General features: G+C 61.2%; 23 protein-coding genes and 1 riboswitch. Of the genes, 11 read left to right on the top strand and 12 right to left on the bottom strand.

Translation table 11 applies throughout. The annotated features are described in order from the left end of the window. Positions 1–85 precede the first annotated feature (85 nt). Positions 86–1,132, bottom strand: coding sequence for a CDP-6-deoxy-delta-3,4-glucoseen reductase (locus CTATCC11996_RS17540; protein ID WP_003078655.1), 1,047 nt, complete (start codon positions 1,130–1,132; stop codon positions 86–88). Between the two features lie 109 nt (positions 1,133–1,241). Between CTATCC11996_RS17540 and CTATCC11996_RS17545 the strand changes: the two genes are divergently transcribed. Further along, the gene (locus CTATCC11996_RS17545) at positions 1,242–2,189 is read left to right on the top strand and encodes an SDR family oxidoreductase (RefSeq protein WP_034349553.1); all 948 of its coding nucleotides are present in this window, start codon (positions 1,242–1,244) and stop codon (positions 2,187–2,189) included. Positions 2,190–2,308: 119 nt separating this feature from the next. On the opposite strand, the gene CTATCC11996_RS17550 is transcribed toward CTATCC11996_RS17545, so the two are convergent. Continuing rightward, positions 2,309–2,992 (bottom strand): DUF4124 domain-containing protein, encoded by a 684-nt coding sequence (locus tag CTATCC11996_RS17550; RefSeq protein ID WP_003078660.1) that lies wholly within the window; start codon positions 2,990–2,992, stop codon positions 2,309–2,311. A gap of 87 nt (positions 2,993–3,079) precedes the next feature. Further along, positions 3,080–3,703, bottom strand: coding sequence for a hypothetical protein (locus CTATCC11996_RS17555; RefSeq protein ID WP_042438484.1), 624 nt, complete (start codon positions 3,701–3,703; stop codon positions 3,080–3,082). A 247-nt stretch (positions 3,704–3,950) separates the two neighbouring features. After that, positions 3,951–4,119: riboswitch (FMN riboswitch) on the top strand. A 90-nt stretch (positions 4,120–4,209) separates the two neighbouring features. Here CTATCC11996_RS17555 and CTATCC11996_RS17560 point away from each other — a divergent pair. Next, positions 4,210–4,752, top strand: a complete 543-nt coding sequence (locus tag CTATCC11996_RS17560; protein WP_003078663.1) for a 6,7-dimethyl-8-ribityllumazine synthase — start codon at positions 4,210–4,212, stop codon at positions 4,750–4,752. A 239-nt stretch (positions 4,753–4,991) separates the two neighbouring features. Then, positions 4,992–6,128 (top strand): branched-chain amino acid ABC transporter substrate-binding protein, encoded by a 1,137-nt coding sequence (locus CTATCC11996_RS17565; RefSeq protein WP_003078665.1) that lies wholly within the window; start codon positions 4,992–4,994, stop codon positions 6,126–6,128. A 144-nt stretch (positions 6,129–6,272) separates the two neighbouring features. Here CTATCC11996_RS17565 and CTATCC11996_RS17570 read toward each other — a convergent pair whose 3' ends face one another. Further along, positions 6,273–7,184: a LysR family transcriptional regulator gene (locus CTATCC11996_RS17570; protein WP_034349555.1), complete on the bottom strand. Its 912-nt coding sequence runs from the start codon at positions 7,182–7,184 to the stop codon at positions 6,273–6,275. A gap of 108 nt (positions 7,185–7,292) precedes the next feature. On the opposite strand from CTATCC11996_RS17570, the gene CTATCC11996_RS17575 reads away from it, so the two are divergent. The 3 genes from CTATCC11996_RS17575 to CTATCC11996_RS17585 all read left to right on the top strand — a co-directional run bounded on the left by CTATCC11996_RS17575 (position 7,293) and on the right by CTATCC11996_RS17585 (position 10,411). Beyond that, on the top strand, positions 7,293–7,952 hold the full coding sequence (locus CTATCC11996_RS17575; protein WP_003078670.1) for an NAD(P)-dependent oxidoreductase: 660 nt from the start codon (positions 7,293–7,295) through the stop codon (positions 7,950–7,952). Between the two features lie 129 nt (positions 7,953–8,081). Further along, positions 8,082–9,290 carry a sugar transporter gene (locus CTATCC11996_RS17580; RefSeq protein ID WP_003078671.1) on the top strand — a complete coding sequence of 403 codons (1,209 nt, stop codon included), beginning with the start codon at positions 8,082–8,084 and terminating at the stop codon, positions 9,288–9,290. A gap of 71 nt (positions 9,291–9,361) precedes the next feature. Further along, complete coding sequence (locus CTATCC11996_RS17585; protein ID WP_003078673.1) at positions 9,362–10,411, top strand: porin; 1,050 nt, start codon at positions 9,362–9,364, stop codon at positions 10,409–10,411. 107 nt (positions 10,412–10,518) lie between these two features. Here CTATCC11996_RS17585 and CTATCC11996_RS17590 read toward each other — a convergent pair whose 3' ends face one another. The 3 genes from CTATCC11996_RS17590 to CTATCC11996_RS17600 form a co-directional block, all read right to left on the bottom strand. After that, complete coding sequence (locus CTATCC11996_RS17590; protein WP_003078675.1) at positions 10,519–11,487, bottom strand: tripartite tricarboxylate transporter substrate binding protein BugE; 969 nt, start codon at positions 11,485–11,487, stop codon at positions 10,519–10,521. Positions 11,488–11,599: 112 nt separating this feature from the next. Continuing rightward, positions 11,600–12,850, bottom strand: a complete 1,251-nt coding sequence (locus CTATCC11996_RS17595; protein WP_003078678.1) for a CaiB/BaiF CoA transferase family protein — start codon at positions 12,848–12,850, stop codon at positions 11,600–11,602. Positions 12,851–13,139: 289 nt separating this feature from the next. Then, the gene (locus tag CTATCC11996_RS17600) at positions 13,140–14,333 is read right to left on the bottom strand and encodes an acyl-CoA dehydrogenase (RefSeq protein WP_003078680.1); all 1,194 of its coding nucleotides are present in this window, start codon (positions 14,331–14,333) and stop codon (positions 13,140–13,142) included. 197 nt (positions 14,334–14,530) lie between these two features. On the opposite strand from CTATCC11996_RS17600, the gene CTATCC11996_RS17605 reads away from it, so the two are divergent. Continuing rightward, positions 14,531–15,487 (top strand): LysR family transcriptional regulator, encoded by a 957-nt coding sequence (locus tag CTATCC11996_RS17605; protein ID WP_003078682.1) that lies wholly within the window; start codon positions 14,531–14,533, stop codon positions 15,485–15,487. Between the two features lie 14 nt (positions 15,488–15,501). Here the strand turns inward: CTATCC11996_RS17605 and CTATCC11996_RS17610 are convergent, their stop codons facing one another. Together CTATCC11996_RS17610 and CTATCC11996_RS17615 are read right to left on the bottom strand one after the other, a co-directional pair. Further along, positions 15,502–16,128 (bottom strand): TetR/AcrR family transcriptional regulator, encoded by a 627-nt coding sequence (locus tag CTATCC11996_RS17610; RefSeq protein WP_034349556.1) that lies wholly within the window; start codon positions 16,126–16,128, stop codon positions 15,502–15,504. Between the two features lie 356 nt (positions 16,129–16,484). Beyond that, positions 16,485–17,660, bottom strand: coding sequence for an aromatic ring-hydroxylating oxygenase subunit alpha (locus tag CTATCC11996_RS17615; protein ID WP_003078685.1), 1,176 nt, complete (start codon positions 17,658–17,660; stop codon positions 16,485–16,487). Positions 17,661–17,975: 315 nt separating this feature from the next. Here CTATCC11996_RS17615 and tenA point away from each other — a divergent pair, with 315 nt between their 5' ends. Continuing rightward, positions 17,976–18,647 (top strand): thiaminase II, encoded by a 672-nt coding sequence (gene tenA / locus CTATCC11996_RS17620; RefSeq protein WP_003078687.1) that lies wholly within the window; start codon positions 17,976–17,978, stop codon positions 18,645–18,647. A 379-nt stretch (positions 18,648–19,026) separates the two neighbouring features. Continuing rightward, a complete protein-coding gene (locus CTATCC11996_RS17625) occupies positions 19,027–19,497 on the top strand; it encodes a hypothetical protein (protein ID WP_003078689.1) in 471 nt (156 codons plus the stop codon). A 131-nt stretch (positions 19,498–19,628) separates the two neighbouring features. Here CTATCC11996_RS17625 and CTATCC11996_RS17630 read toward each other — a convergent pair whose 3' ends face one another. After that, on the bottom strand, positions 19,629–20,573 hold the full coding sequence (locus CTATCC11996_RS17630; protein ID WP_003078691.1) for a LysR family transcriptional regulator: 945 nt from the start codon (positions 20,571–20,573) through the stop codon (positions 19,629–19,631). Between the two features lie 87 nt (positions 20,574–20,660). Here CTATCC11996_RS17630 and CTATCC11996_RS17635 point away from each other — a divergent pair, with 87 nt between their 5' ends. After that, the gene (locus CTATCC11996_RS17635; protein ID WP_042438488.1) at positions 20,661–21,611 is read left to right on the top strand and encodes a DMT family transporter; all 951 of its coding nucleotides are present in this window, start codon (positions 20,661–20,663) and stop codon (positions 21,609–21,611) included. Positions 21,612–21,650: 39 nt separating this feature from the next. On the opposite strand, the gene CTATCC11996_RS17640 is transcribed toward CTATCC11996_RS17635, so the two are convergent. Both CTATCC11996_RS17640 and CTATCC11996_RS17645 read right to left on the bottom strand, forming a co-directional pair. Further along, positions 21,651–22,391 carry an LrgB family protein gene (locus CTATCC11996_RS17640; RefSeq protein WP_003078696.1) on the bottom strand — a complete coding sequence of 247 codons (741 nt, stop codon included), beginning with the start codon at positions 22,389–22,391 and terminating at the stop codon, positions 21,651–21,653. Beyond that, on the bottom strand, positions 22,388–22,777 hold the full coding sequence (locus CTATCC11996_RS17645) for a CidA/LrgA family protein (RefSeq protein ID WP_003078698.1): 390 nt from the start codon (positions 22,775–22,777) through the stop codon (positions 22,388–22,390). The genes CTATCC11996_RS17640 and CTATCC11996_RS17645 overlap by 4 nt, the downstream gene beginning before the upstream one ends. A 199-nt stretch (positions 22,778–22,976) precedes the next feature. Between CTATCC11996_RS17645 and CTATCC11996_RS17650 the strand changes: the two genes are divergently transcribed. Continuing rightward, a complete protein-coding gene (locus tag CTATCC11996_RS17650) occupies positions 22,977–23,195 on the top strand; it encodes a hypothetical protein (protein ID WP_003078700.1) in 219 nt (72 codons plus the stop codon). The last annotated feature ends 497 nt before the right edge of the window (positions 23,196–23,692 follow it).

A 23,692-nucleotide genomic window follows, 5' to 3' on the forward strand; every position in this document is an offset into this window, starting at 1 on the left:
GAGCTGGCGGTTACTTGTGCAAGAAAATTGCGCGTAAACCCTGATGCACCATGGAATGCATCGGGGTTTGTGCAAAACAGCGTTCTTACTTGTCCGCTTCGGAGGTGAAGGCGTCGGCGTAGAACTCTTCGGCAGGCAGCGCGCGTTCGCTGGTATAAGCGGCGCGGGCTGAATCCACAACGATGGGGGCACCGCAGGCATAGACCTGGTAGCCGGACAGGTCGGCAAAGTCGTCCAGCACGGCCTGATGGACAAAGCCGGTGCGGCCCGTCCAGGCATCTTCGGCCAGGGCATCGGAGATCACGGGGACATACCTGAACTGGGGCATGGAGGCCGTGTGCTCGGCAATCCAGCTGGCGTCATACAGGTCGGTGGGGCGACGGCCACCCCAGTACAGCGTGACGGGGCGGTTGATGCTCTTGTGGCGCATATGCTCGATCAGTGCCTTGATAGGGGCAAAGCCCGTGCCCGAGGCCAGCAAGATGATGGGCTTGTCCGAGTCCTCGCGCAGGAAGAAGCTGCCGAACGGGCCCTCCACACGCAGGATTTCCTTTTCCTTCATGCCGCCGAAGACATGGTCGGTGAACTTGCCGCCTTCCATGTGACGGATATGCAGCTCGATGCCGGGCGCAGTCTCCTGCACGTGGGGCGCGGTCGCCATGGAGTAGGCTCGGCGGGCACCGTCGCGCAGGATGAACTCCACATACTGCCCTGCGTGGTAGCGGAACTTCTCGCTGGCTGGCAGCTGCAGGCGCACCTGCATCACGTCATGCGATTTCTTTTCGAGGGCGGCCACGCGCACGGGCATCTTCTTGATGGGGAAGGAGCTGGCGTCCGTAACCTGGCGCGACTCCAGAACCACATCGCTGTGGGGCGTGGCGCAGCAGGTCAGCACATAGCCGCCGGCTTCCTCTTCGGCGGTCAGAGCCTTGTCCGAGTGCGTGCCGTGGCTGACTTCGCCGCTGAGCTTCTTGCACTTGCAGGAGCCGCAAGCACCGTCCTTGCAGCCATAGGGCAGGCCGACGCCGGTGCGAATGGCCGCGGCCAGAATGGTTTCAGCGCCCTGAGTGGCAAAAGCACGTCCGCTGGGCTGGACGGTAATTTCAAACGAAGCGTGGGCAATCTCGGTCATGACGTTTTGGTTATCCTTGAAGGCGTATCCGGCAGCCTTTTTGTCGGCGCTGCTGCTGTCGCAGCAACGCCAGTGGCTCCTTAGATCTTGTACGCAGCAGGTCCCGATTTTGCCTTCAAACCAAAGCCCATTGGGCGCGCTGCCAGCGCGCTTTCGTCGTGAACGCTTATTGATCGTCGGCTACGGCGATGTGGGTCAGCGCGTGGCCCGATTGCCGGTCGCTTCAGGCGGTGGCAGGCACGGCATTCAGGTGTTGGCCTTGAGCCGCAACCCGGTGCGGGCCGAGCAGCTGCATGCCCAGGCCGTGAAGCCCTTGTGGGGGGATCTGGATGACCCGGCCAGCCTGCGCAGACTGGCAGGCATTGCGACGCGGGTGCTGCATCTGGCACCGCCTCAGGCACCGGTTGCAGGGGATGAACGCTCGTGGCTGGACTCCCGCACCACGGCTCTCATGCGGACACTGCGCCTGCGCAGTCTGCCGCGCAGCCTGGTGTATGCGTCGACCTCAGGCGTTTATGGCGACTGCCAGGGGCAGTGGGTGAGCGAAACCCGGTCCGTCGCGCCGACGACCGCCAGGGCGCAGCGCCGTGTGAATGCCGAGCTCGCGGTGCGCTTTGCAGGGCGCTCGGGTCTGCGGGTCAGCATATTGCGCATTCCCGGCATCTACGCACCTGATCGTGAGGGCGGTACGCCCCGCGCCCGGCTGCAGCGAGGCACCGCCGTGCTGCAGCCCGAAGACGATGTCTATACCAACCATATTCATGCCGATGACCTGGCGCGTGCGTGTCTGCTTGCGCTGTGGCGTGGCAAGCCGCAGCGCATCTATCACGCCAGCGACGACACGCAGCTGAAGATGGGGGATTACTTCGATCTGGCGGCCGATCTCTACGGCCTGGCCCGGCCGCCGCGCATTTCGCGCGAGCAGGCGCAGACCGAACTGCCGGCGAGTCTGCTGAGTTTCATGAGCGAGTCGCGGCGGCTGTCGAATCGGCGGCTCAAGCGCGAGTTGCGACTCAGGCTGCGCTATCCCACGGTGAACGAGGGCCTGCAAAGCTAGGCAGGGCCAAGAGCACGACCGTCAAAAATTGGCGCGGACAAGCATCGGGCAGCAAGCAGGCGCCGCCGCACAGCGAAGCTGTCGTCCCCTGGGGGAAGGCGCACAGCGCCTCAGGGGGATTACGGTATTGGATGAACGCCGCCGCGGTTGTCATAGCAGCGGAAGACATTGCAGTTGACGATCTTGGCGGGCGGCTGCGATGGCGTGGGACGTGCCGGCGGGTAGCGGTTGGGATAGCCATAGCCCCACTGCGGGCGGTTGATGGCATTGGGCTGCAGCGCCCGGCTTTGCTGCAGCTGCTGGTAGGCGGCTGTGCCCAGACAGCTCATCTCCATCTGGGCCTGGGCTGCGTGGCTGCGTTCGCCCCAGGTGGCTGGATCGGGGCTGGCTTCGGCCAGTATGGCGTTGTAGCGCTCGCGGGCCTGGCGGCAGGCGGGTGTGTTTTCCAGATTGGCACCGGCCCGGGCCTGGGCTTTCTCGGCGGCTTCGCGCTCCTTGCGCTCCTGCTCTTCACGCTGACGGCGCTGGGCATCTTCGCGCGCCATCTGGGCCTTGCTGCGCTCCCGCGCCTGGCTGGCATTGGCACGCTCGGCCGCAATTTCCTCGGCGCTTTGCGCCGCCTGAATCTGCGTGCTCATTTCGCCTGAGATGCAGCGGCCGTTGGTATAGGTCACCTCGCCGGTCTTGGCATCGACACAGCGCATGACCTGAGCTTGGGCTGTGCCTGCGATCAGCACCCAGCCCAGCAGCAAGCCCAGCGGCAGCTTGCGCATGGTGACGGCGGGAGATAGGGGCTCTGGCATGACCGCTCCTTCAAAGGCGTTTGAGTGCCTGCAAATTATGAAGTGGCGGCAGGAAAAGCAGAAGCGGTGACGTGCCACAGCGCCCGGTCAACGCCAGTCACCGCGAGGAGGAAAGCCTTGCTGCTGGCCTTCGCGCTGGTGTTGCTGCTGGCGCTGATCGCGCTCACGTTCGCGGTCTTGCTGTTGGCGGTCGCGGGCCTGTTGCTGGCGATCACGTTCGGCCTGCATGCGCTCACGCTCGCGTTGCTGCGACTGCTGTTGTTGTTCGCGCTCCTGCTGGCGGCGCATCTGGTCCTGATCACGACGGTTCTGGGATTGCTGACGATCCCATTCACGGCGTTGCTGATCCTGCATGCGCTGCTGGTCGCGCTGTTGCTGAGCGCGGTCGCGCTCCATCTGGCGTTGCCATTGCTCGCGATCGCGCATGTTCTGGGCGCGATCACGTTCCAGCTCGCGCTGGCGCTCCCACTGACGGCGCTCACGCTCGCGCCAGGCCCAGTCGTTGCGGTCCTGACCCTGGTAGACCGGATAGGCCGGATAAGCAGGCTGGGTGCTGTAGATGGTGGTGGAGCCATAGCTGCCGCCATAACCACCGCCATAGCCGGAGTCAAACTCACCGGGAACCGCGCAGGCAGTGCACAGCACAGCCAAAGCTCCCATGCTGGCCCAGCGTTTGGAGGTGGACATCATTGCCTGCAGGGATGACTTCATGGCGGCTCGGTTGGAGGTGTGGGTGGAAACAAGGCTTTGTGCTCTCAACGTCCGGCGGCAGTTGTAGGTTGACCGCATGCGGTTGTCTGCTCATCAAACTAGAGCTGCTTGCGCTTGATGGGTGCTCGTTTGAGGTGTATTTGCCTTGATTTTTCAAAATGACACCAGAGTGACCCTTTTGCCAAAAGCGCAGCCAAAGCCTCGCTAGAATGAATTGTCTTGCGGTGAATCCAGGTTCACCGCAAAGCAGCGTTCTCAGGGCGGGGTGCAATTCCCCACCGGCGGTATCTGCGGCAATGCCTTGCATTGACTGCAGCAGCCCGCGAGCGCCTGCAGTCTCGCCAGAGCCTGCAGGGTCAGCAGATCTGGTGAGATGCCAGAGCCGACGGTCATAGTCCGGATGAAAGAGATTGCGCAGCATCGGTCCTTGATGCAGCTATCGCTGCCGCATGGGCAGGTGTACCCGCGCACGCCCTGATTCATTGGAATTTTCTGGAAATACCACCATGAATCAGACTCCTATCTCCATGAACTTTGCCACTCACGCGACTTCCGAAGGCACGCCCTGGAAGACCGTGGCCGGCCGCAGCCGCATTGCCATCATCAGCGCCAGCTGGCACACCGAAGTGGTCTACCAGGCCCGCGATGCGGCCCAGGCCGAACTCCAGGCGCAGGGCGTGCAGGCCGCCAGCGTCACGCATTTCAGCGTACCCGGTGCCTTTGAAATCCCGCTGCTGGCCAAGAAGCTGGCACAAAGCGGTCGTTTCGATGCAGTGATCGCCACGGCACTGATCGTCAACGGTGGCATCTATCGCCATGAATTCGTGACCACGGCCGTGATCGATGGTCTGATGCGAGTACAGATGGATACCGAAGTGCCCGTGTTCTCCGCCGTGCTGACGCCGCGCGATTTTCACGAGCATGGTGATCATGTGGAGTTCTTCCGCCAGCACTTCGTGAAGAAGGGCGTGGAAGTGGCCCATGCCTGCCTGAGCACGCTGGACCAGCATGCCAAGGTGGATGCTCTGCTGCAGGCCAAGGCTGCCTGAGCAGCAGGCCTTGATGAAAAACGCCCCAGTCTGGGGCGTTTTTCTTTGGCGCTGCTGCCATTTCGCGAGCAAGGGCTTGCGGCGGTTTTTTCCAGCACAGCCCGGGGCGCTTGCCGATCCCTGAAAACACTGATTGTTGTGCCGGTGTAGCACTCGCTGCACCTATGTGATTGCCTCATTGCCAATTGCCTGTCGCGGGGCATAAGGTTGCGTCTTGTCTCAACCGAGTGGAGTGCGCAATGAAGAATTTTGGCAAGTTGTGTATCGCGACAGTCGTAGCAGGTATGGCAGGGGGCGTGATGGCCCAGGAGCAGATCATCAAGATCGGCCATATCGGCCCGACCTCCGGCCCTCAGGCTCACTTCGGCAAGGACGATGAAAACGGCGTGCGCATGGCCATCGAGGACCTGAACGCCAAAGGCATGGAAATCGGCGGCAAGAAGGTCAAGTTCGTGCTGGTGGCCGAAGACGATGTGGCCGACCCCAAGCAGGGAACGGCCGCTTCGCAGAAGCTCTGCGATGACAAGGTGGCCGGTGCCGTCGCCTTTGTGAACTCCGGCGTGGCGATTCCTTCGTCCAAGGTCTTCCAGGACTGCGGCATTCCCATGATCACAGGTGCGGCCACCAACCCCGACCTGACCAAGCCCGGCTGGAACACTACCTACCGCGTGATTGCCAACGACAACGCCCTGGGCGCGGCCCTCGCCACCTATGCGGCCAAGAACCTCAAGCTCAAGAACGTGGCCGTGATCGACGACCGCACGGCCTATGGCCAGGGTCTGGCGAATGTGTTCAAGAAGGATGCCGAAAAGCAGGGCATCAAGATCGTGGCCAACGAGTTCACCAACGACAAGGCCACGGACTTCATGGCCATTCTGACCTCCATCAAGGCCAAGAAGCCCGATGCCATCTTCTACGGCGGCATGTACGGCCAGGCCGGTCCCATGCTGCGCCAGATGGCCCAGTTGGGCATGAACGACGTCAAGATGTTTGGTGGTGACGGCATTTGCGTGACCGAGCTGGCCAAGGTGGCTGCCGGCGCCAAGCCTCTGGAGAACGTGGTCTGCGCCGATGGTGGTGCCTCCATTGCCAAGATGCCTGGTGGCACGGAGTGGAAGAAGCGCTATGACGCCAAGTATCCCGGCCAGTTCCAGGTCTATAGCCCCTATTTCTATGACGGCACCATGCTGCTGGCCGATGCCATGAAGCGTGCCAATTCATGGGACCCCAAGGTCTATATCCCCTTCCTGCAGAAGTCCGACTATTCGGGTGTGACCTCCAAGATCCAGTTCGAGAAAAATGGCGAGATGAAGAACCCCAGCTACACGCTGAGCCGCTATGTTGGCGGCAACAAGACGCCTATCGACCTGAAATGATGGCTTGAGTGCGACGGGCCATGTGGTGTGGCCTGTTTTGCAAAGCCTGCGGATGCCTCGCATTTGCAGGCTTTTTTGCTTGCAGCGCCCGGGCGGCGGGCCTGGATGGCTGCTGGTTGGGTCCTTGCATGTGCAAGGATTGCGCTAGTTCTGCATGCCCTCTAGCTGCGCGAAATACTCGCGCAGCACCTCGATGGCCTCGCGCACCTTGGCGGGCAGGCTGTCGCGGCTGGCGGTGACGGCCCAGATATCCAGCATGCCCATGTCCCAGTCAGGCAGCAGGCGCACCAGGCTGCCCGCTTTCAGACTTGCCGCCACGTCATGGGCAGAAAGCAGGGCAAGCCCCAGACCCGCTTCGCAGAACTGCTGCACCGCGCTGCGGTGGTTGCTGACCATGAGCGGCCGCACCTGCAGCCGGTATTCCTGCGCTGTGCCCTGCTGACGCCATAGGAAGTCGGCCTGAGCGTCGTCGCTGCGGCTCATCTCCAGCCAGGGCAGCTGTGCCAGCTCGCCAGGGTGTCGAGGCGTGCTGCTGTGGGCCGTGATCCAATGCGGCGAGGCGCAGAGCACGGTGGCGCTGCGGCCCAGGTGACGGGCCACCCAGCTGGAATCCTGCAGATTGCCGAAGCGCAGCGCCAGATCCACGCGCGCCTGGATCAGGTCTATGGGAGCGTCATCCATCAGCAGGCGCAGCCGTAGCTCAGGATGCACAGCCAGCCACCGGCCCAGCGCCGGGGCAGCATGCTGGGTGAAACCTGCCGGGGCAGCCAGACGCAGCTCGCCGCTGGGGCGCTGATGCTCGGCGGCCAGCTCGGCGCGTGCCCGGCTGGCCGCTTCGCACATGGCTGCACACTGGATGTAGAAGCGCTGGCCGGCATCGGTCAGCGTCAGCTGGCGCGTGGAGCGGTGCAGCAGCGTCAGGCCGGCCTCCTGCTCCAGCTGACGGATATGCTGGCTGACGGCCGAGGGCGTCATGTCGAGCTGGCGGGCGGCCGCGCTCATGCTGCCGCGCTCCACCACGGCGGCAAAAATGGCCATGCGTCTGAAATCTTCCATGAGGTTATTTTGAAGTGCAGCTTCAAGGTCATGGTGGCTGAAAGGGGTTTTTCTCGCAATTAATGCCGATTAATCTTTAGCCCTGTTGAAGATACAAGGAGTTTTCCAATGAAAGTCGCATTGATTGGCGCCACGGGTTTTGTCGGTGCCGGATTGCTGGATGAGTTGCTGCGTCGCGGTCATGAGGTCGTGGCCCTGGTACGCAAACCCGAGGCCGCTGCTCCACGCGAGCATGTGCAGTTCGTCAAGGCCGACGTGCTCAACGCCGACGAGGTGCAGCGCGCTGTGACCGGCTGCGATGCGGTGGTCAGCGCCTATAACGCAGGCTGGAGCAATCCCAATATCTATGACGATTTCATGCAGGGCTCGCGTGCCATCGTGCAAGGCGTCAAGGCTGCGGGCATCAAGCGTTATCTCGTCGTGGGCGGAGCCGGCAGCCTGTATGTGAATGGCCAGCAACTGGTGGATTCCCCCGACTTTCCTGCGTTCATCAAGCCCGGCGCCTCGGCGGCGCGCGACATGTTTGCCGAGCTGCAAAAGGATGCTGCTCTGGACTGGACCATGCTGAGCCCGGCCGTGGGCTTTCATGGCGGCTCCGATGCGCAATCCAGGGGCCGTACCGGTCAGTACCGTACGGGCAAGGATGAACCTTTGGTGCAGGCCGACGGTCAGCCCGGCGATATTTCAGTGCAGGACCTGGCCGTAGCGTTGATCGATGCCCTGGACAGGAACGAACACCTCAAGGCCCGCTTCACCGTCGCGTATTGACCAGGCCTTGTCCTCGCCCGGTCCGACCCCATTGATTGATGGGGCAAGGCCGGGCTGTCTGTCCGTTGTCATGCTGCAAGCGCACAATTTCGGGTTTTGCGGCCCTGGAAGCCGGCACGCCTTTATTGCATGACAGAAACCTTGACTGCCCCTATCGAATCGACCCGATCTCCCACCCAGGCCTGGCTCAGCGTGATTGCGCTGGCGCTGGGGGCTTTTGTTTTCAATACCAGCGAGTTCGTGCCGGTCGGTCTGCTCAGCAGCATTGGCGCCAGCTTTGACATGCAGGTCGAGCAGGTGGGGTTGATGCTCACCATCTATGCCTGGGTGGTGGCGCTGGCCTCGTTGCCCTTCATGCTGCTCACGCGCAAGGTGGAGCGGCGCAAGCTGCTGATGGGCGTGTTCGCGGTGTTCGTGCTCAGCCATCTGCTCTCGGGTGTGGCCTGGAGCTATGCGTCCCTGGTCATCAGCCGTATCGGCATTGCGCTGTCGCATGCGGTGTTCTGGTCCATCACGGCCTCGCTGGCCGTGCGGGTGGCACCTCCGGGCAGGAAGGCCATGGCATTGAGCCTGCTGGCCACGGGCACTTCCGTGGCCATGGTGCTGGGCATTCCGCTGGGTCGCATCGTGGGCGAATGGCTGGGCTGGCGCATGACGTTTCTGGCCATTGGCGCGGTGGCTGCAGCGGTGATGCTGGTGCTGGGCAAGTTGTTGCCTTTGCTGCCCAGCGAGAACGCCGGCTCCCTGTCCAGTGTGCCCATGCTGTTCAGGCGCCCGGCCCTGGTCGGCATCTATGTGCTGCTGGTGCTGGTGATTACCGGCCAGTTCACGGCCTATAGCTATATCGAGCCCTTTGTGCAGGACATTGCAGGCCACGCCGGCGATGTGACCACGGCTGTGCTGCTGCTGTATGGCGGCATGGGCATTGTGGGCAGCGTGCTGTTCGGCTGGTTCGGTCTGCGCTTTCCGCGTGGCTTTCTGCTGGCGTCCATCGGCGTGCTGGCGCTGAGCCTGTTGCTGCTGGTCATGAGCAGCACACATGTCTGGAGCCTGTATCTGCAAAGCTCGGTCTGGGGCATCGCCATGATCTGCTTTGCGCTGTCCATGCAGTCCAAGGTGCTTAATCTGGCGCCCGATGCCACCGATGTGGCCATGTCCATGTTCTCGGGCATCTTCAATATCGGCATCGGCGGCGGCGCACTGCTGGGCAGCATCGTCAGCCAGCAATGGGGCATGACGCATATCGGCCTGGTGGGGGGCCTGCTGATCGCCATGGGCGCTGCGCTCTGGTTGTTCATGATGCTGAAGCTGGCCGACAGCTTCCGTTTGAAGTTCTAGTTTTGTATACAAAACTGGCCTGACTCTTGCATGGGTGGTTTGTCTCAAACTTTTTAGAGAGGAAACCACCCATGAAAGCGTTTACCGCAACCTTTACCACTATTGCCTTGGCAGCAGCCAGTCTGTCGGCTCAGGCCCAAAGCTCGGTGCAGCTCACTGGTACCGTCGATACCTACGTGGGCTCCATGAAGATGGCAGGGCAGGAGCGCGTGGCCTCGGTCGGCTCCGGCGGACTGACCACTTCCTGGTGGGGTGTGAAGGGCGTGGAAGATCTGGGCGGCGGTCTCAAGGCCGACTTCAATATCACGAGCTTTTTCCGTGCCGATACAGGTACCCCTGGCCGTTTCGATGCCGACCCCTTTTTCTCGCGTGATGCCAATGTGGGTCTGGCCGGCAGCTTTGGTCGTGTGAGCCTGGGTCGTGGCCTGGCACCGAACTTCCTGCCCACGGTGCTGACCAACCCGTTTGGCGACTCCTTCACGGTCTCGCCACTGGTGCTGCATGCCAATATGACGACTGCGGCCTGGGGTACTGACAGCCTGACCACGGCCTCCAACACGGGTTGGAGCAATCAGGTTCTGTACACCACGCCCAGCTTTGGCGGTCTCAAGGCCAATGTGCATTACCAGTTCGGCGAGCAGACCGGCAGCGGCAACAAGGGCAAGAAGAATGTGGGCCTGAACCTGATGTACTTCGGCGGCCCGCTGAGCCTGACCGCGTTCTACGAGCGTGCGCAGATCAACAACCCGGTCTCTCTGGCGGTGATGCCGACCAAGAGCAACTGGATGGTGGGCGGCAGCTATGACTTCAGCGTGGCCAAGCTCTATGCCACTTACGGCCAGGCCAAGATCAACGCCCAGGATCGCGAGAACACCACCTACTCGCTGGGTCTGGATGTACCCGTCAGCGGCACGGCAGGCACGATCAAGGCTGCGGCTGCACGCACCAAGTCGGAAGTGGGCAACGTCAGCGGCACACGCACCACCGTCAGCCTGGGCTACGACCATTTCCTGTCCAAGCGCACCGATGTCTACGCCGTGGCCATGTATGACCGCGTGAGCATGGACATTCCCAACAAATCCGGCACCAGCGCGGTGGTGGGTATCCGCCATCGTTTCTAAGCTGCACCAGTTTCATGCACCAGCACCTTGCTTGTGCATGAGCAGTACAAAGAAAAAAGTCCTCGCAGGCATTCACACCTGCGAGGACTTTTTTGGCATGAAGACGCTTAGTCTTCCATCTTCAGGTTCTGCTTTTGCACCACGTTCTTGTAGACGGCCAGCTCTTCGGCCATCTGCTTGGCAAAGGCTTCAGGGGTGTCGGCCATGATGATGGAGCCGCTTTCCTCGATGCGCTTTTTCACCGCAGGATCTTGCACCGCCTTGCGCACGGCGGCGTTGATCTTGTCCACCACTTCCTTAGGCAGGTTCTTGGGGCCAACGATGCCGTAGTACGCCATGCGGTTGACCTGGGGCAGACCCATTTCCTTGAAGGTGGGCACATCAGGCAGTGCAGCCAGACGCTGGGGAGCGGCGACGACGAGGGCCGTCAGGCGCTTTTCCTTGACGAAGGGCAGGGTGGAGGGCAGGTTGTCAAAAATCAGCGGCACCTGGCCGGCAACCGCGTCGTTCAGCGCAGGGCCCGATCCACGATAAGGCACGTGGGCTACGTCGGTCTTGGTTTCCAGCTTGAACATTTCCATCATCAGATGGGTGATGGAGCCTTGACCGGGCGATGCGTAAGAGTACTTGCCGGGGTTGCTCTTGACCTCAGTCAGGAAGCTCTTGTAATCCTTGCCCGCAAATTTGGGGTTGGCGGCAATGATGTTGGGCGTGGCAGCGATGTTCACGATGGGCGTGAAATCGGTGGCGACGTTGTAGGTGATCTTGGGGTTGATGGCTGGGTTGGTGGCCGTGGTGGACACGGTGGCAATGCCCAGGTTGTAGCCATCGGGCTTGGCGCGTGCCGTCTCGGCTGCGCCAATGGTGCCGCCGCCGCCGCCCTTGTTTTCCACCACAACGGACTGGCCCAGCTCACGGCTCAGAGGCTCGGCAATGACGCGGGCGATCAGGTCGGTCGTGCCGCCGGCGGCAAAGGGAACCAGCAGGCGGATGGGCTTGTTGGGATAGGCGCCTTGTGCCTGTGCAGCGCCGCAAAAAGCCATGGCAGCCAGAACGGTGGCTGTGAACTTGAACATCAATGTCTCCTTGGAAAGTGTGATTGGCAGTGCATCTCTGGTGAAATTGCCTGCGGTTTTCGGGGCTTGGGCCCTCTTTTGTTGTCAGGAGGTTGCTTTGGCCATGAAGGCCTCAAACCACTCCTTGCTCATGCAACGCAGCAATGGCGTTGTCATCAAGTCCGAATTCGCGCAGCACCTCATCGGTGTGCTGACCCAGGGCGGGCGGTGCGCGGCGGTAGGTAACCGGTGTGGCCGAAAGGCGCATGGGATTGGAGACAGTGGCAATGTGGCCAATGCCGTCGCCTGCATTGCGCGGCAAGCTTTGCTGAATACCGCGCGCCTTGACCTGTGGGTCTTCAAATGCCTGTGCAATGGTGTTGATGGGGCCACAGGGCACGGCCTTGTCTTCCAGCAGCGCAATCCAGTCTGTCGTGCTGCGTGTCAGCATCACGGGCTTCATCAACGCCAGCAGCGCGCTGCGGTTTTGCACGCGGGCGGTGTTGGTGGCAAAGCGCTCGTCCTGTGCCCATTCGGCATATTCGATGGCGGCGCAGAAGCGGGCGAACTGCCCGTCGTTGCCAATGGCCAAGAGCACATTGCCGTCCAGCGTTGGAAAGTCCTGATACGGCGCGAGGCTGGGGTGGGTGTTGCCGGCGCGGCCCGGTGCCTGGCCGGTTGTCAGAAAACCTGCGGCCTGATTGGCCAGCACGGCCATGCCCACATCCAGCAGCGCCATGTCGATGTACTGGCCCTGGCCTGTGGTGTGGCGCGCATTGAGGGCCGCGAGAATTGCGTTGCTGGCATACAGGCCGGTGAACACGTCGATCACCGCCACGCCCACCTTCAGCGGGCCACCGCCGGGCTCGCCATCGGCATGCCCGGTGATGCTCATCAGGCCGCACATGGCCTGCACCATCAGGTCGTAACCGGCGCGCTCCGCATAAGGACCGTCCTGGCCAAAGCCGGTGATGGAGCAGTACACCAGGCGCGGATTCAGTGCCTTCAGGCTGGCATAGTCCAGTCCGTACTGCTTGAGACCGCCGGTCTTGAAGTTCTCCACCACCACATCGGCCTCCTGCGCCATGCGCAGCAGCAGGGCGCGGCCCTCGGGGTGTGCCATGTCCACGGTGATGGAGCGCTTGTTGCGGTTGCAGGCCGTGAAGTAGCTGGCCTCGCGCGTGTCGTTGCCCGCATCGTCCCTGAGGAACGGAGGGCCCCAGTGGCGCGTATCGTCGCCAGCAACCGGGCGCTCAACCTTGACCACATCGGCGCCCAGATCGGCCAGCATCTGCGTGGCCCAGGGTCCTGCCAGCACGCGAGACAGATCCAGCACCTTGATGCCTGTCAGTGCGCCGGTGGGAGTGATGGGGCTTGCGTTCATTGAGGAGGAATCCAGAAACCGAGTGAAGGAACTATGAAAACAGAAGCTGCTTGCGCTTTATTGGTATGGATTTTGATAGAAAAACTATCCAAAACCCATACAGATAAAGCGGTAGAAGCTAACAAATAGATAGCGAAAAAGAGGCTCGAATCTCTGCCATCGACCCAAGGTAAGGGCAGCAAGCAAGAGCCGCCTTGCGGCGAAGCTGCCGCCCCCCCTCCCATAGCGCGAAGCGCGTAGAGAGAGGGGGAAGCGGCGGAGCCGCCTAGGCGTAGCCGCTCAGGGGGAGTTAATTAGCAAACGCCGCGATGCCAGTCTGCGCACGACCCAGAATCAGCGCGTGCACGTCATGGGTGCCTTCGTAGGTGTTGACCACTTCCAGGTTCACCAGATGGCGGGCCACGCCGAACTCGTCGGAGATGCCGTTGCCGCCCAGCATGTCGCGCGCCATGCGTGCGATGTCCAGCGACTTGCCGCAGTTGTTGCGCTTGACCAGCGAGGTGATCTCGATCACGTTCTGGTGCTCGTCCTTCATGCGGCCCACGCGCAGCGCGGCTTGCAGGCCCAGGGTGATTTCGGTCTGCATATCGGCCAGCTTCTTCTGGATCAGCTGGTTGGCGGCCAGAGGGCGGCCGAACTGCTTGCGGTCCAGCGTGTACTGGCGGGCGGTGTGCCAGCAGTCTTCTGCTGCACCCAGCGCGCCCCAGGCAATGCCGAAGCGGGCGCTGTTCAGGCAGGTGAACGGGCCCTTGAGGCCGCGCACCTCGGGGAAGGCGTTCTCTTCGGGGCAGAACACATCGTCCATCACGATTTCGCCGGTGATGGAGGCGCGCAGGCCCACCTTGCCGTGGATGGCCGGGGCGGACAGGCCCTTCATGCCCTTTTCCAGCACAAAGCCGCGGATCTGGCCCACAGTGCCGTCCTCGGAGACTTCCTTGGCCCAGACCACGAACACGTCGGCCACAGGGCTGTTGGTGATCCACATCTTGTTGCCCTTGAGGCGATAGCCGCCGTCGACCTTGTAGGCGCGCGTGGCCATGGAGCCGGGGTCGGAGCCGTGGTCGGGCTCGGTCAGGCCGAAGCAGCCGATGAACTCGCCCGAAGCCAGCTTGGGCAGGTATTTCATCTTTTGCGCTTCGGTGCCGAACTCGTTGATGGGCACCATCACCAGGGACGATTGCACGGAGGCCATGGAACGATAGCCCGAATCCACACGCTCGATCTCGCGCGCCACCAGACCGTAGCTCACGTAGTTCAGGCCTGCGCCGCCGTATTGCGTGGGGATGGTGGGACCCAGCAGGCCCAGCTCACCCATCTCGCGGAAGATGCTGATGTCCACGGACTCGTTGCGGAACATGGCTTGCACGCGAGGCTTGAGCTTGTCCTGGCAGTACTCGCGCGCTGCGTCACGGATCATGCGCTCGTCTTCGGTCAGTTGCTGGTCGAGCTGGAAGCAGTCGTCCCACTGGTAGCCATTGGCCATGTTCATCTCCTGAATGCAAGGTGTCGGGTTGCAGGCGCATTTTCGCCTGAGTGCTTGCACACATATTAGGTTTGCAGAACAGGGGCTGGCAAACGATGAATAATCATCTATGGATGAGAAAAATGCATGTATAAATTAATTATCAAGGGTTTTCCCTTTTGTTTGTTTCCTATGTATGCGAGCAAGGAATAAGAGAGATGCGCAGAGTTCTGCCCTCCACTCAGGCTCTGGCCTGCTTTGAATCGGCCGCCCGCCATATCAGCTACACCAAGGCTGCACAGGAGTTGTCGCTGACGCAAAGTGCCGTCTCGCGCCAGATCATTGCGCTGGAGGAGTTTGTGGGCGTGGCCCTGTTCAAGCGCACGCGCCACGGCGTGCTGCTCACCGATGCGGGTCTGCATTACGCCAAGCAGGTCGGACGCTGGCTGCAGGGGCTGGAGCGTGACACGCTGGATCTGATGAGCCATCAGGGCGAGGGAGGCCCCATCAATCTGGCGGCAGTGCCCACCTTTGCCACACGCTGGTTGCTGCCGCGCCTGCCGCAACTGGCCCAGCAGCACCCCGACATCACCGTGCACATCGATGTGCAGACCCGGCCGTTTCTGTTTGCCGACACCGTGTTTGACGCGGCCCTTTATGCGGGAACGCCCGAGCAGGTGGCCCGCTGGCCCGGCGTGCAGGCGCAGTGGCTGATGGACGAAGAGGTGGTTCCCGTGTGCAGTCCGCAACTGCTGGCCACGGCCCAGCAGCGCGACCTGGGCCGCGCCTGGCTGCCGGTGGGCCCCGAGGTGATTGCGCGCCTGCCGCTTCTGCAGCAAAGCACGCGCCCCCAGGGCTGGCGCCAGTGGTTCGACGCGATGCATGTCGATGCGCCGCGTGCCCTGGACGGAATGCGGCTGGAGCTGTTTTCCATGCTGGCCGTGGCCGCCAGCCAGGGGCTGGGCGTAGCCCTGGTGCCGCCCATGCTGATCGAGCAGGAGTTGGCGCGCGGCGACCTCATCATTGCCTGCCCCCAGCCGCTGCGCGGCAACCGTGCCTACTATCTGGTTACGCCTGCGCTGGCGGCCGATGCACAACCGTCGCCGGCGCTGCGGGTGTTCAGCCAGTGGCTGCAGGGCCGCGCACAGGAAATTCGTGGTGGAAAAACAGAGTGAGTGAACTGGCTGCGTTATGCCTTTTTCAGGGCGAAGCTTGAATTGCTGATGAGTAGCTGTACATCGGCAGCGATGCGCTGCATCCAGTGGCTGTTGCTCTTGAGGGTCGGCTCGGTAAAGGCTCTGCCGAAGGTGGGGCGCACAATCTGTGCGTAATTGAGGCTGCCCAGAATAATGGTCAGCAAAGCAACGGCAGCGATGTCTTGACGCAGCAATCCGGCGGCCTGACCTTCCTCAATCAAGGCCACACTCTGAAGCAAAAAAATCTCTAGCGGCCGGGAATGAGCCTGTTCAATGCGCTCGGAGTTATCCAACAGCTCGCGAGTAATGAGTTTGAAGCCCGCAGGGCGGGCCTGCATCCATTCGATCTGCAGCAAGATGAAGGCCTGCAGGCGCTGCTGCAGCAGATCCTCGGACTGCACGCCTTTGTCCATGCGCTGCATCAACTCGTGTGCCTGAGCCTCAAGCACGGTGCGATACAGCACCTCCTTGCTGGGAAAGTGGTGTAGCAGGCCGGGGTTGCCAATCTGGCAGTCCCGCGCAATGGCCGATAGTGATGCCCCCTGAAATCCGTGGTCGGCGAAATGCTGTTCGGCACGATCCAGAATCAGTTCTTTACGAGAGAGCGGTTTGCAGGGCATCCAGTGATTATAGAAATGGGAAGGCACAGGCCGGTGGGCGGCGCGTGTGCTGTGGCTCGTTGAGTTGATGGCCCGCTCTTGTCCCGCCCAGTTCGGTGCGCGCAGTTGGCGCTTGAGCAGCTTGCCTGATTCCGTGCGCAGTAGGCTTGTCAGATATTCCACGCGTTTCGGGCGTTTGACCTGCCCCATTTGCCTGACGAAGTGCTGCGAGCGCCGATACGGTCTAGAAACTTCGTGTCGATGATCAGCATGCGGGCGTCCGAATCTTCAAGCACAACAGGTGGTCGTGGCTCAACCTAATGCAGCAGTAAACGCAGAGGCAAATGTAGAGGTCAGGGGTCAGCTAGTGGCGGTTTTTACAGGCTTGTGGGTCTGAGGGCTGGGCTGGGCTGGAGCGATTCCAGCTGCTGTTGGAGCTGCGTGTGAAAGCGGGGCGCGCTGTACTCGAAGGAGGCAAATGTGAGACTGTCATTGGCGCCCGAGGCCAGGCCGGCCTGTATGGACTCTGCGAGAGCGTAGTCTTCGGCCAGAGTCCGGCGGTACAGGTCCACGTTGGCGTTCCAGTACGCAGCGGCCTTGTCCGTAGCGGGCTCGGACGGAAGCAGCGTGATCTCATGAATCCGTGTGCGAGAGGCGCTGAGCGGCTCCAGGTAGCTGAGCTGCCCGTGGTCGGGCTGGACCAGGATCATCGTGTTGGGAAAGAAGTAATAAGTCAGGTTGCCATACTTGCGCGGGTCAAAGCCGTTTGCCTCGGGTTGCTCTTTTGGAAAGCGGGACTTGATGAGGTACAAGCGTCGGTGCAAGTCAAATTCGTCCACCAGTTGCAGGTTGTTCATGAACATGTGGGCAATGGTCTGGCGGTGCGCAACCTTGAAGTGATAGGCTTCAAAGATGCCATCTGTCAGCAGCTTCCAGTTGGCGTTGACTTCGAGCGAGCGCTGCGCATAGGACACGGGGGTGTGGAGCCCGTCCAGCGACTCCAGGTTCTCCATGAGTGGGCCCAGGTGTGTGTCGATATCTCTGATGGGTGATGTGGGGTCCAGCACCACCCAGATGATGCCGCCTCGCTCTACGGCGGCCAGCCTTTTGAGACCGGACTTCTCTTTCTTCAGGCGAGGGAAGCCGAAGGAGTCGGGAACACCTCGCAAGTCGCCATCGGGCTGGTAAGTCCATGCGTGGTAGGGACAGATGAAGGCTCGTGCTTCGGTGCCGCTGCCCTCAGCCACAACGCGTGCGCCGCGGTGGCGACAGACATTCAAGAAAGCGTGGACGGCTCCGTCGGATTGCCTGACCAACAAAAGCGGAACATCAAATGGAGTCAGCGACAGCCAGGCGCCGGGCGTGGGAATGGATGAGCTACCGGCCACGGGCTGGGGAAACTGGCGCAACAGGCGCAGCTCCTGCGTGGTCTGCTCATCGCTGATGTATTGGGAGACTGCGACCTGCCCGCCCTGTGTATCGGCGTCGGCCAGTCCGGTTTGCATGGCATGTGTGGAGCGGCGGTGAAGCTCGTTTGCGAAATTGGTATTCATTCCCCTGGCTCCTTCCAATACCTGTGATGTTTTGGTGATTCCTCGATGCAAGTTTATGAACTGACTGATCAGTCAGTCAATGGGGCTAATGAGGCCTTTGGAGCCTGTGGCCTCTTCAGTCTTGTCTATTGGTTTGGCACTTGTATGAATCAACGGACAAGTTCGGGCGAATGGCGCGCATCAGCGCGCAATACAGCTTTGACCTCAAAGCCGTAGCTGTATGAATAGCAAATGGCTTATTTCAGGTAAAAACAGCTTCTGGACCAGCCAGTAAAGCGCTGGCTGCTATGAATTTTTGTAGTGGAGAGTCGAGTCATGTCATTCAGCCAAAGTCTGTGGAATGCCAACCAGGCGCTGTTTCAAAGTACCTTGGAGCTGCCCTTCAACCAGGAACTGGCAGCCGGAACGCTGAGCCGGGAGCGCTTTTGCCACTACATGATTCAGGATGCGCACTACCTCGTCGCCTATGGCCGCGCGCTGGCCGTGACGGCGGCCAAATCCGATAACGCCGAAGGCGTGGTGCAGTTTGCCAATGCCGCCAATGAGGCCGTGGTGGTGGAGCGCGCCCTGCATGGCGGCTTCATGCGTGATTTCGGCGTGACGCCCGAGCAGTTTGCAGCAGCGCCGCTGACGCCTGCCTGCCATCACTACACCAGCTATCTGCTGGCCACGGCCTGGAGCGCCACTTACCCGGTGGCTGTGGCCGCGTTGCTTCCCTGCTTCTGGATTTATGCAGAGGTCGGGCGCGACATTCATGCGCGCTCGGCCAAGGACAATCCGTATCAGGCCTGGGTGGACACCTATGCCAGCGAGGAGTTTCATGCGGCGGTGCGCGGCGTCTGCGCCACTGTCGATCGCCTGGCCGAGGAAGCCACCGAGACCACGCGTACTGCCATGCATGCCGCCTACAAGGATGCGGCCCGGCTGGAATGGCAGTTCTGGGACAGTGCCTATCGCCTGGCCGATTGGCAAGGGCCGCTGCGCTGAGTCGCTGAGTTCTGGTGCATAAATGGGGTGCTGATTAAAAAATAATCAGCACCCCGTTTTCCCTAGTGTGACAAGGAGTTAAGTCGCTTATTCAAGTGCTTGCTCCGGTTTGTCCACAAGCTTGTAGTGATTTAGTGGGGAAAACTGGACTGCAGCCCAATTTGGGTAGGCGCGAGCTGCTATGAAATGCGGAGTTTGTCGGCTTTAAGAGCCTCGTGGTGTGATTTGCTTAAAAAATAAGCGCGCATTCAAAAGTCTTTACAGAACAATGACTTGATGCTCTTATCCCGTTGAGTGGTTGGTATTGTCCACAAGCTTGTAGCGGGCGAATGGGGATATCCCGATGCGATGCGCGCTAAAAACATTGAGGGAGAGGGAGTTGGAGAAATCGACGTACCGGGCCATTGTTCTTGCCTCCATGGCTATGCCTGTGGCGGGCCTGTGCCTGGATTCCTATTTCCCGCTGATCCCGGCGAGTCTGAAGTCGATCTATGACAGCATGGTGCAATTTGGTGCTATCAAGCGCTACCTGCCAAGAGTATGGCTGGCCATGGCGGTGGTGACTGTGACCATGCTGGTGTCTTTTTACGGGCAACTGCGCTTCAGGAGTTGGGCGCCGAGTCTGGCTGTCAGCTCAACGCTAGCCGGCTTGCTGCTGTCCTGTTTTGCGGGCCCTATCTTGCAATCGGGTCTGGGCAGCGCTGCCGCCAGTGTCGGCACCTTGCTGAGCGGTATGGCGCTGATCCTGCCCTATGTCTGCGCTGACGTGCGTGCTCTTTTCTGGCCGCAAGCCGCCGCAGCGACTGTCGATGTGGCTGGCCATCAGGCCGCTGCGACCGGGCCTGTTTGAGTCATGGATTTAGAGCGGCCAACACGACCCGGCAAACCTGGGGTTGTGGTTGAGATGAGGCGCGAAGCCGCAAATAGTACAGAGCTACGACAAGGGGAAGCAACGACGCATCGGGCTTGTGCTGGCGGCTCTTAATGCTTGCCTGCCTCGACCAAGTGATCGATCAGCGCCCGCACCTTGAGTGGCAAATGGCGTGACGGCATATACAGCACATAAGCGGTGCGTGGAGCGTAATTGCCCGTCAGTTGCCAGTCTGGCAGGACCTGTACCAGCGCACCACTGTGCAGCACGGTCTGGGCGGCAAAGTCTGCCACCAGGCCTATGCCCTGGTGCTGCAGCGCCAGATTGATGATTCCGGTGCTGCTGTCCATGGACAAAGGAGAGTGAACGGCGACCTCGGTCACGACCGGCACCGGGCGGCGATCTTGGCCTTGCACCCATTGCAGCCGATTCTGGAAGTCGCCATAGCCCAGCGTGATGCATGCCACGCCATGCTCGCGGCCCAGCTCCTGCGGGTGCTTGGGCGGCTTGATCAGGCCCTTGAGGTAGGCCGGCGAGGCCACGGCGATGTAGCGCACCTGGCGCAGCTCGCGCGCCACCATATGTGGCGGCAGCTGTTCGGGCCGGGTCAGGCGAATGGCCAGATCCAGGCCTTGCTGAGCCAGGTCCTGCATCTGGTCGCTGAGGCTGACGGCGACCTCGAGCTCGGGCCATTGGCGGCGCAGGGCGGGCAGCTGTGCGCTGAGCCAGATTTCACCAAAGATGGTCGGCGCCGTCAGTCGCACCGTGCCGCGCGGCACGCCGCTGTAATGGCCGGCGATGGCGTGGATATCGCTGGCGGTCTGTGCCAGCTGGCTGCAGGCAGCATAGACCTCGGCTCCCAGCTCGGTCAGGGACAGCGAGCGGGTCGTGCGATGCAGCAGCTGCACGCCCCAATGGGCTTCGAGCCGGCCCACGCTGCGGCTGACGGCCGAGGTGGTCAGATCCAGTTGCCGCGCGGCGGCGGCAAAGCTGCGCTGCTCCACCACCTTGGCGAAAACCAGCATTTCAGGAAGCAGGCCGGGCTCTGTGCTCATGGTTCAGTTTGATTGTTGCTCCATGGGTAATAGTAAGTGGAATAAAGCTATATTGATGCGTGAATGTGATTGATGGACGATGCCATCATGACTTCTCAAACCTCTTCTTCTTTGCAAGCCCTGGCTGCCAAGTCGGTTGTGCCCTCCACCTCGCCGTCCAATGCAGCAGCTGGCGGCAACTGGCGCATGGTGCTAGCCATGGCGCTTTCCGGAACCATCGGCCTGCTGGTGTTGGAGAGCGGCCTGCCCGTGCTGTGGGTGGTGTGGTTGCGTTGTCTGCTCGGCGGTCTCGGGCTGGCTGCCTGGGTGCTTTGGTCGGGCCAGTGGTCCAGGCCGAGCTGGCGCGAGAGCGGCTGGCTGCTGCTGGGGGCGGTGGCGCTCATCGTCAATTGGCTGTGCCTGTTTCGTGCCTATGAATACAGCGGCATTGCCGTTGCCACGGTGGTCTATCACGTGCAGCCCTTCTTGCTGTTGCTGCTGGCAGCTCTGCTGCAGGGCGAGCCTCTGCCGCTCAATCGGCTGCCCTGGCTGGTATTGGCGCTGGTTGGCGTGGGCTTGAGCAGCGGCCTGGTCGGGTTGACTGACCAGCAGACGTCGCAAGGGCAATCCTTGGGCATTGTGCTGGCACTGTTGGCAGCCGGTCTTTATGCCATGGCCACTTTGGCCACCCAGCGGCTCAGGCGGCTTGCGCCGGCGCAGATCGCGATGCTGCAGATGCTGGTGGGTGCGCTGAGCTTGCTGCCCTGGGTGTGGGAGCTGCGCACCCAGGCACTTTTCAGTCCCAAGGTCTGGGTTGCGGTGCTGGTGCTGGGCCTGGTGCATACGGCCTGGATGTACACGCTGATGTACACGGCATTTCAAAGGCTTCAGGCGCAGGCCATCGCCGGCCTGTCCTTTATTTACCCCGTCATGGCTTTGCTGGTGGATTTGCTCTGGTTTGGTGCCAGGCCGCAGCCGGTGCAATGGCTGGGGATGGCTCTGATTCTGGGGGCGCTGGCTGCCTACCGGCGCAGTGAGCGAAAAACCAAAGCAAATTAGCTGGAGGCGCTTATGTTTCAAGCGCTGCCAGCTAGCGTTTCAGATCCAGGGGGCAATGGCCAGCACCAACGGCATCAGCACCGCCGTGGCCACGCCGTTCAGGCCCATGGCCAGAGCGGAGAACGCGCCGGCCGTGGGGTTGAGCTGAATGGCGCGTGCCGTGCCAATGGCATGGGCCGTGAGCCCGATGGCAAAGCCTTCGACCGCAGGGTCCTTGAGACGCAGTACGCGGCACAGCAGCGGCGCCATCATGGTGCCGCTGATGCCGGTGATGGCTACTGCCACGGCGGCCAGCGAGGGTGTTCCGCCAAAACGCTCGGCCATGGGCAGGGCGATGGGAATGGTGGCCGACTTGGGGGCCACGGCGATCAGCGTGGCTTGAGAGCCGCCGAAAGCCCAGGCAATGCCCAGGGCTGAAAGTAGTGCGACCAGACAGCCCACCAGCAGTGCCACGCTGATGGGCAGCCACAACTGGCTGATACGTTCGCGCTGTGCGTACAGCGGGATGGCCAGTGCCACGGTGGCCGGCCCTATCATCAGGCCCAGCAGGGAGACGCCGCTGCGGTAGGTCGCATAAGGCGTGCCCGTGATCATCAGAATGGCGACGATGACGACCACGCCTGTGAACACCGGTATCAGCAGCGGGCGGTTGCCGCTTTTTCGGTAGATGGCCATGGCTGCCATATAGACCAGCATGGTCAGCACCAGCCAGGGCAGGGGCGAGCCTTCGGCCAGGCTCAGCCAGGCGGTGTGCAGACGCTCAAGCAGTGAGGTGCTCATACGTTCTGTTCCTGTTTGGCGGCGGACGCCTTATTCGGCTGTCGAGTGCGCTGGCGCTGCAGGCAGAAGCGGAAGGTGAGGGCGGTTGCGGTGAATGTGATGGCAGCTCCGGCAATGCAGGCCAGCACAAACGGCAGCCATTCGCGGCGCAGGTGGTCGAATTCCAGCATCACGCCAGCAATGACGGGAATGAAAAGCAGCATCATGTTCTGCAACAGCACCTGAGCCGTGTCTTCCAGTGTCTTGGGTAGACGTTTGTAAAACAGCAGACCCAGCAGCAAAAGCAGGGTGCCGATCAGCGCGCCGGGTAGGGGCAGGCCCGTAAAGCGGGCCAGGAACTCACCCAGTAGCTGGAAGGCGAAAAGTACAGCAAGCGCATACAGCATAAAGGCGGTCAGCTCCTGAATAATGAGTTGGCAGTCTGTGGCCAGGCTGTCAACTCTGTGAGGGTGGGGTATAGCTCGGGTGAATAAAGGTAAAGCAGGCAGGTAACTATTGCGTGTCGTTGATGACAGGTTTATCTTGGCTCTCAGGCGCTTCGGAGCCGAAGCGGCCAGTTATCGCACGAGCTTAGGAGAAGTCACCATGCAAACCGCAGTCTATCGCGCACCTGTGTATGAACCTACGGTCGATGAATTGGAAACGCTCAAGAAGCTGGAGCTGGGCGAGGATGTCTCCCTGTGGTCTGCTGCCAAGGAGTATCTCTCCAGGCGCCTGCTGGAGCGGGGGCTGGTGGAGCAGGACGCAGAAAAGCACTGGCATATCACCGAGTCGGGGCGTATGGTGATCCGTCGTCAGCTCTGAAAATCATCAAGGGTTAACCCTTTGATTGCAATTGCCTGATTTGGAGGCATCCTACCTTTCAACCCGCAAGTACAAGGGCTTGCGTGCTGTTATCACCAGGATTTCACTGGATATCCACAATCATGTCCACATGAACTGTGGAAAAAAGCGCTGTCATGGACAGCGCTTTTTTTGTGGCTTGACTCAAGCCTGGGTTGCTCGGATTGACAGCTAATGATCTCGTTGACAGTACAAGCACAGTGATGCTCAAAAGGCATTTTTCAGAGAGAAATAACCCTGGTGGCCTGCTATGTGCTAAAGGATTGAAGCGAATGGATGCTTGCCAGATGGGGCGATGCTGTCGGTGCCAGGCATGGCATTGCAAGATATAGGTCTGCACCAGATTGTGCAAAGTTATGCACAGCGACTGTGCAACGTCGAAAAGATGAGCGAGCAAGAGAGATCCTGCCTTATCCCTGCAAGGGAAAGGCATGCGGCTGTGGCGTAATTGATGCGCC

This window comes from Comamonas testosteroni ATCC 11996 (assembly GCF_000241525.1).
Lineage (GTDB): Bacteria > Pseudomonadota > Gammaproteobacteria > Burkholderiales > Burkholderiaceae_C > Comamonas > Comamonas testosteroni.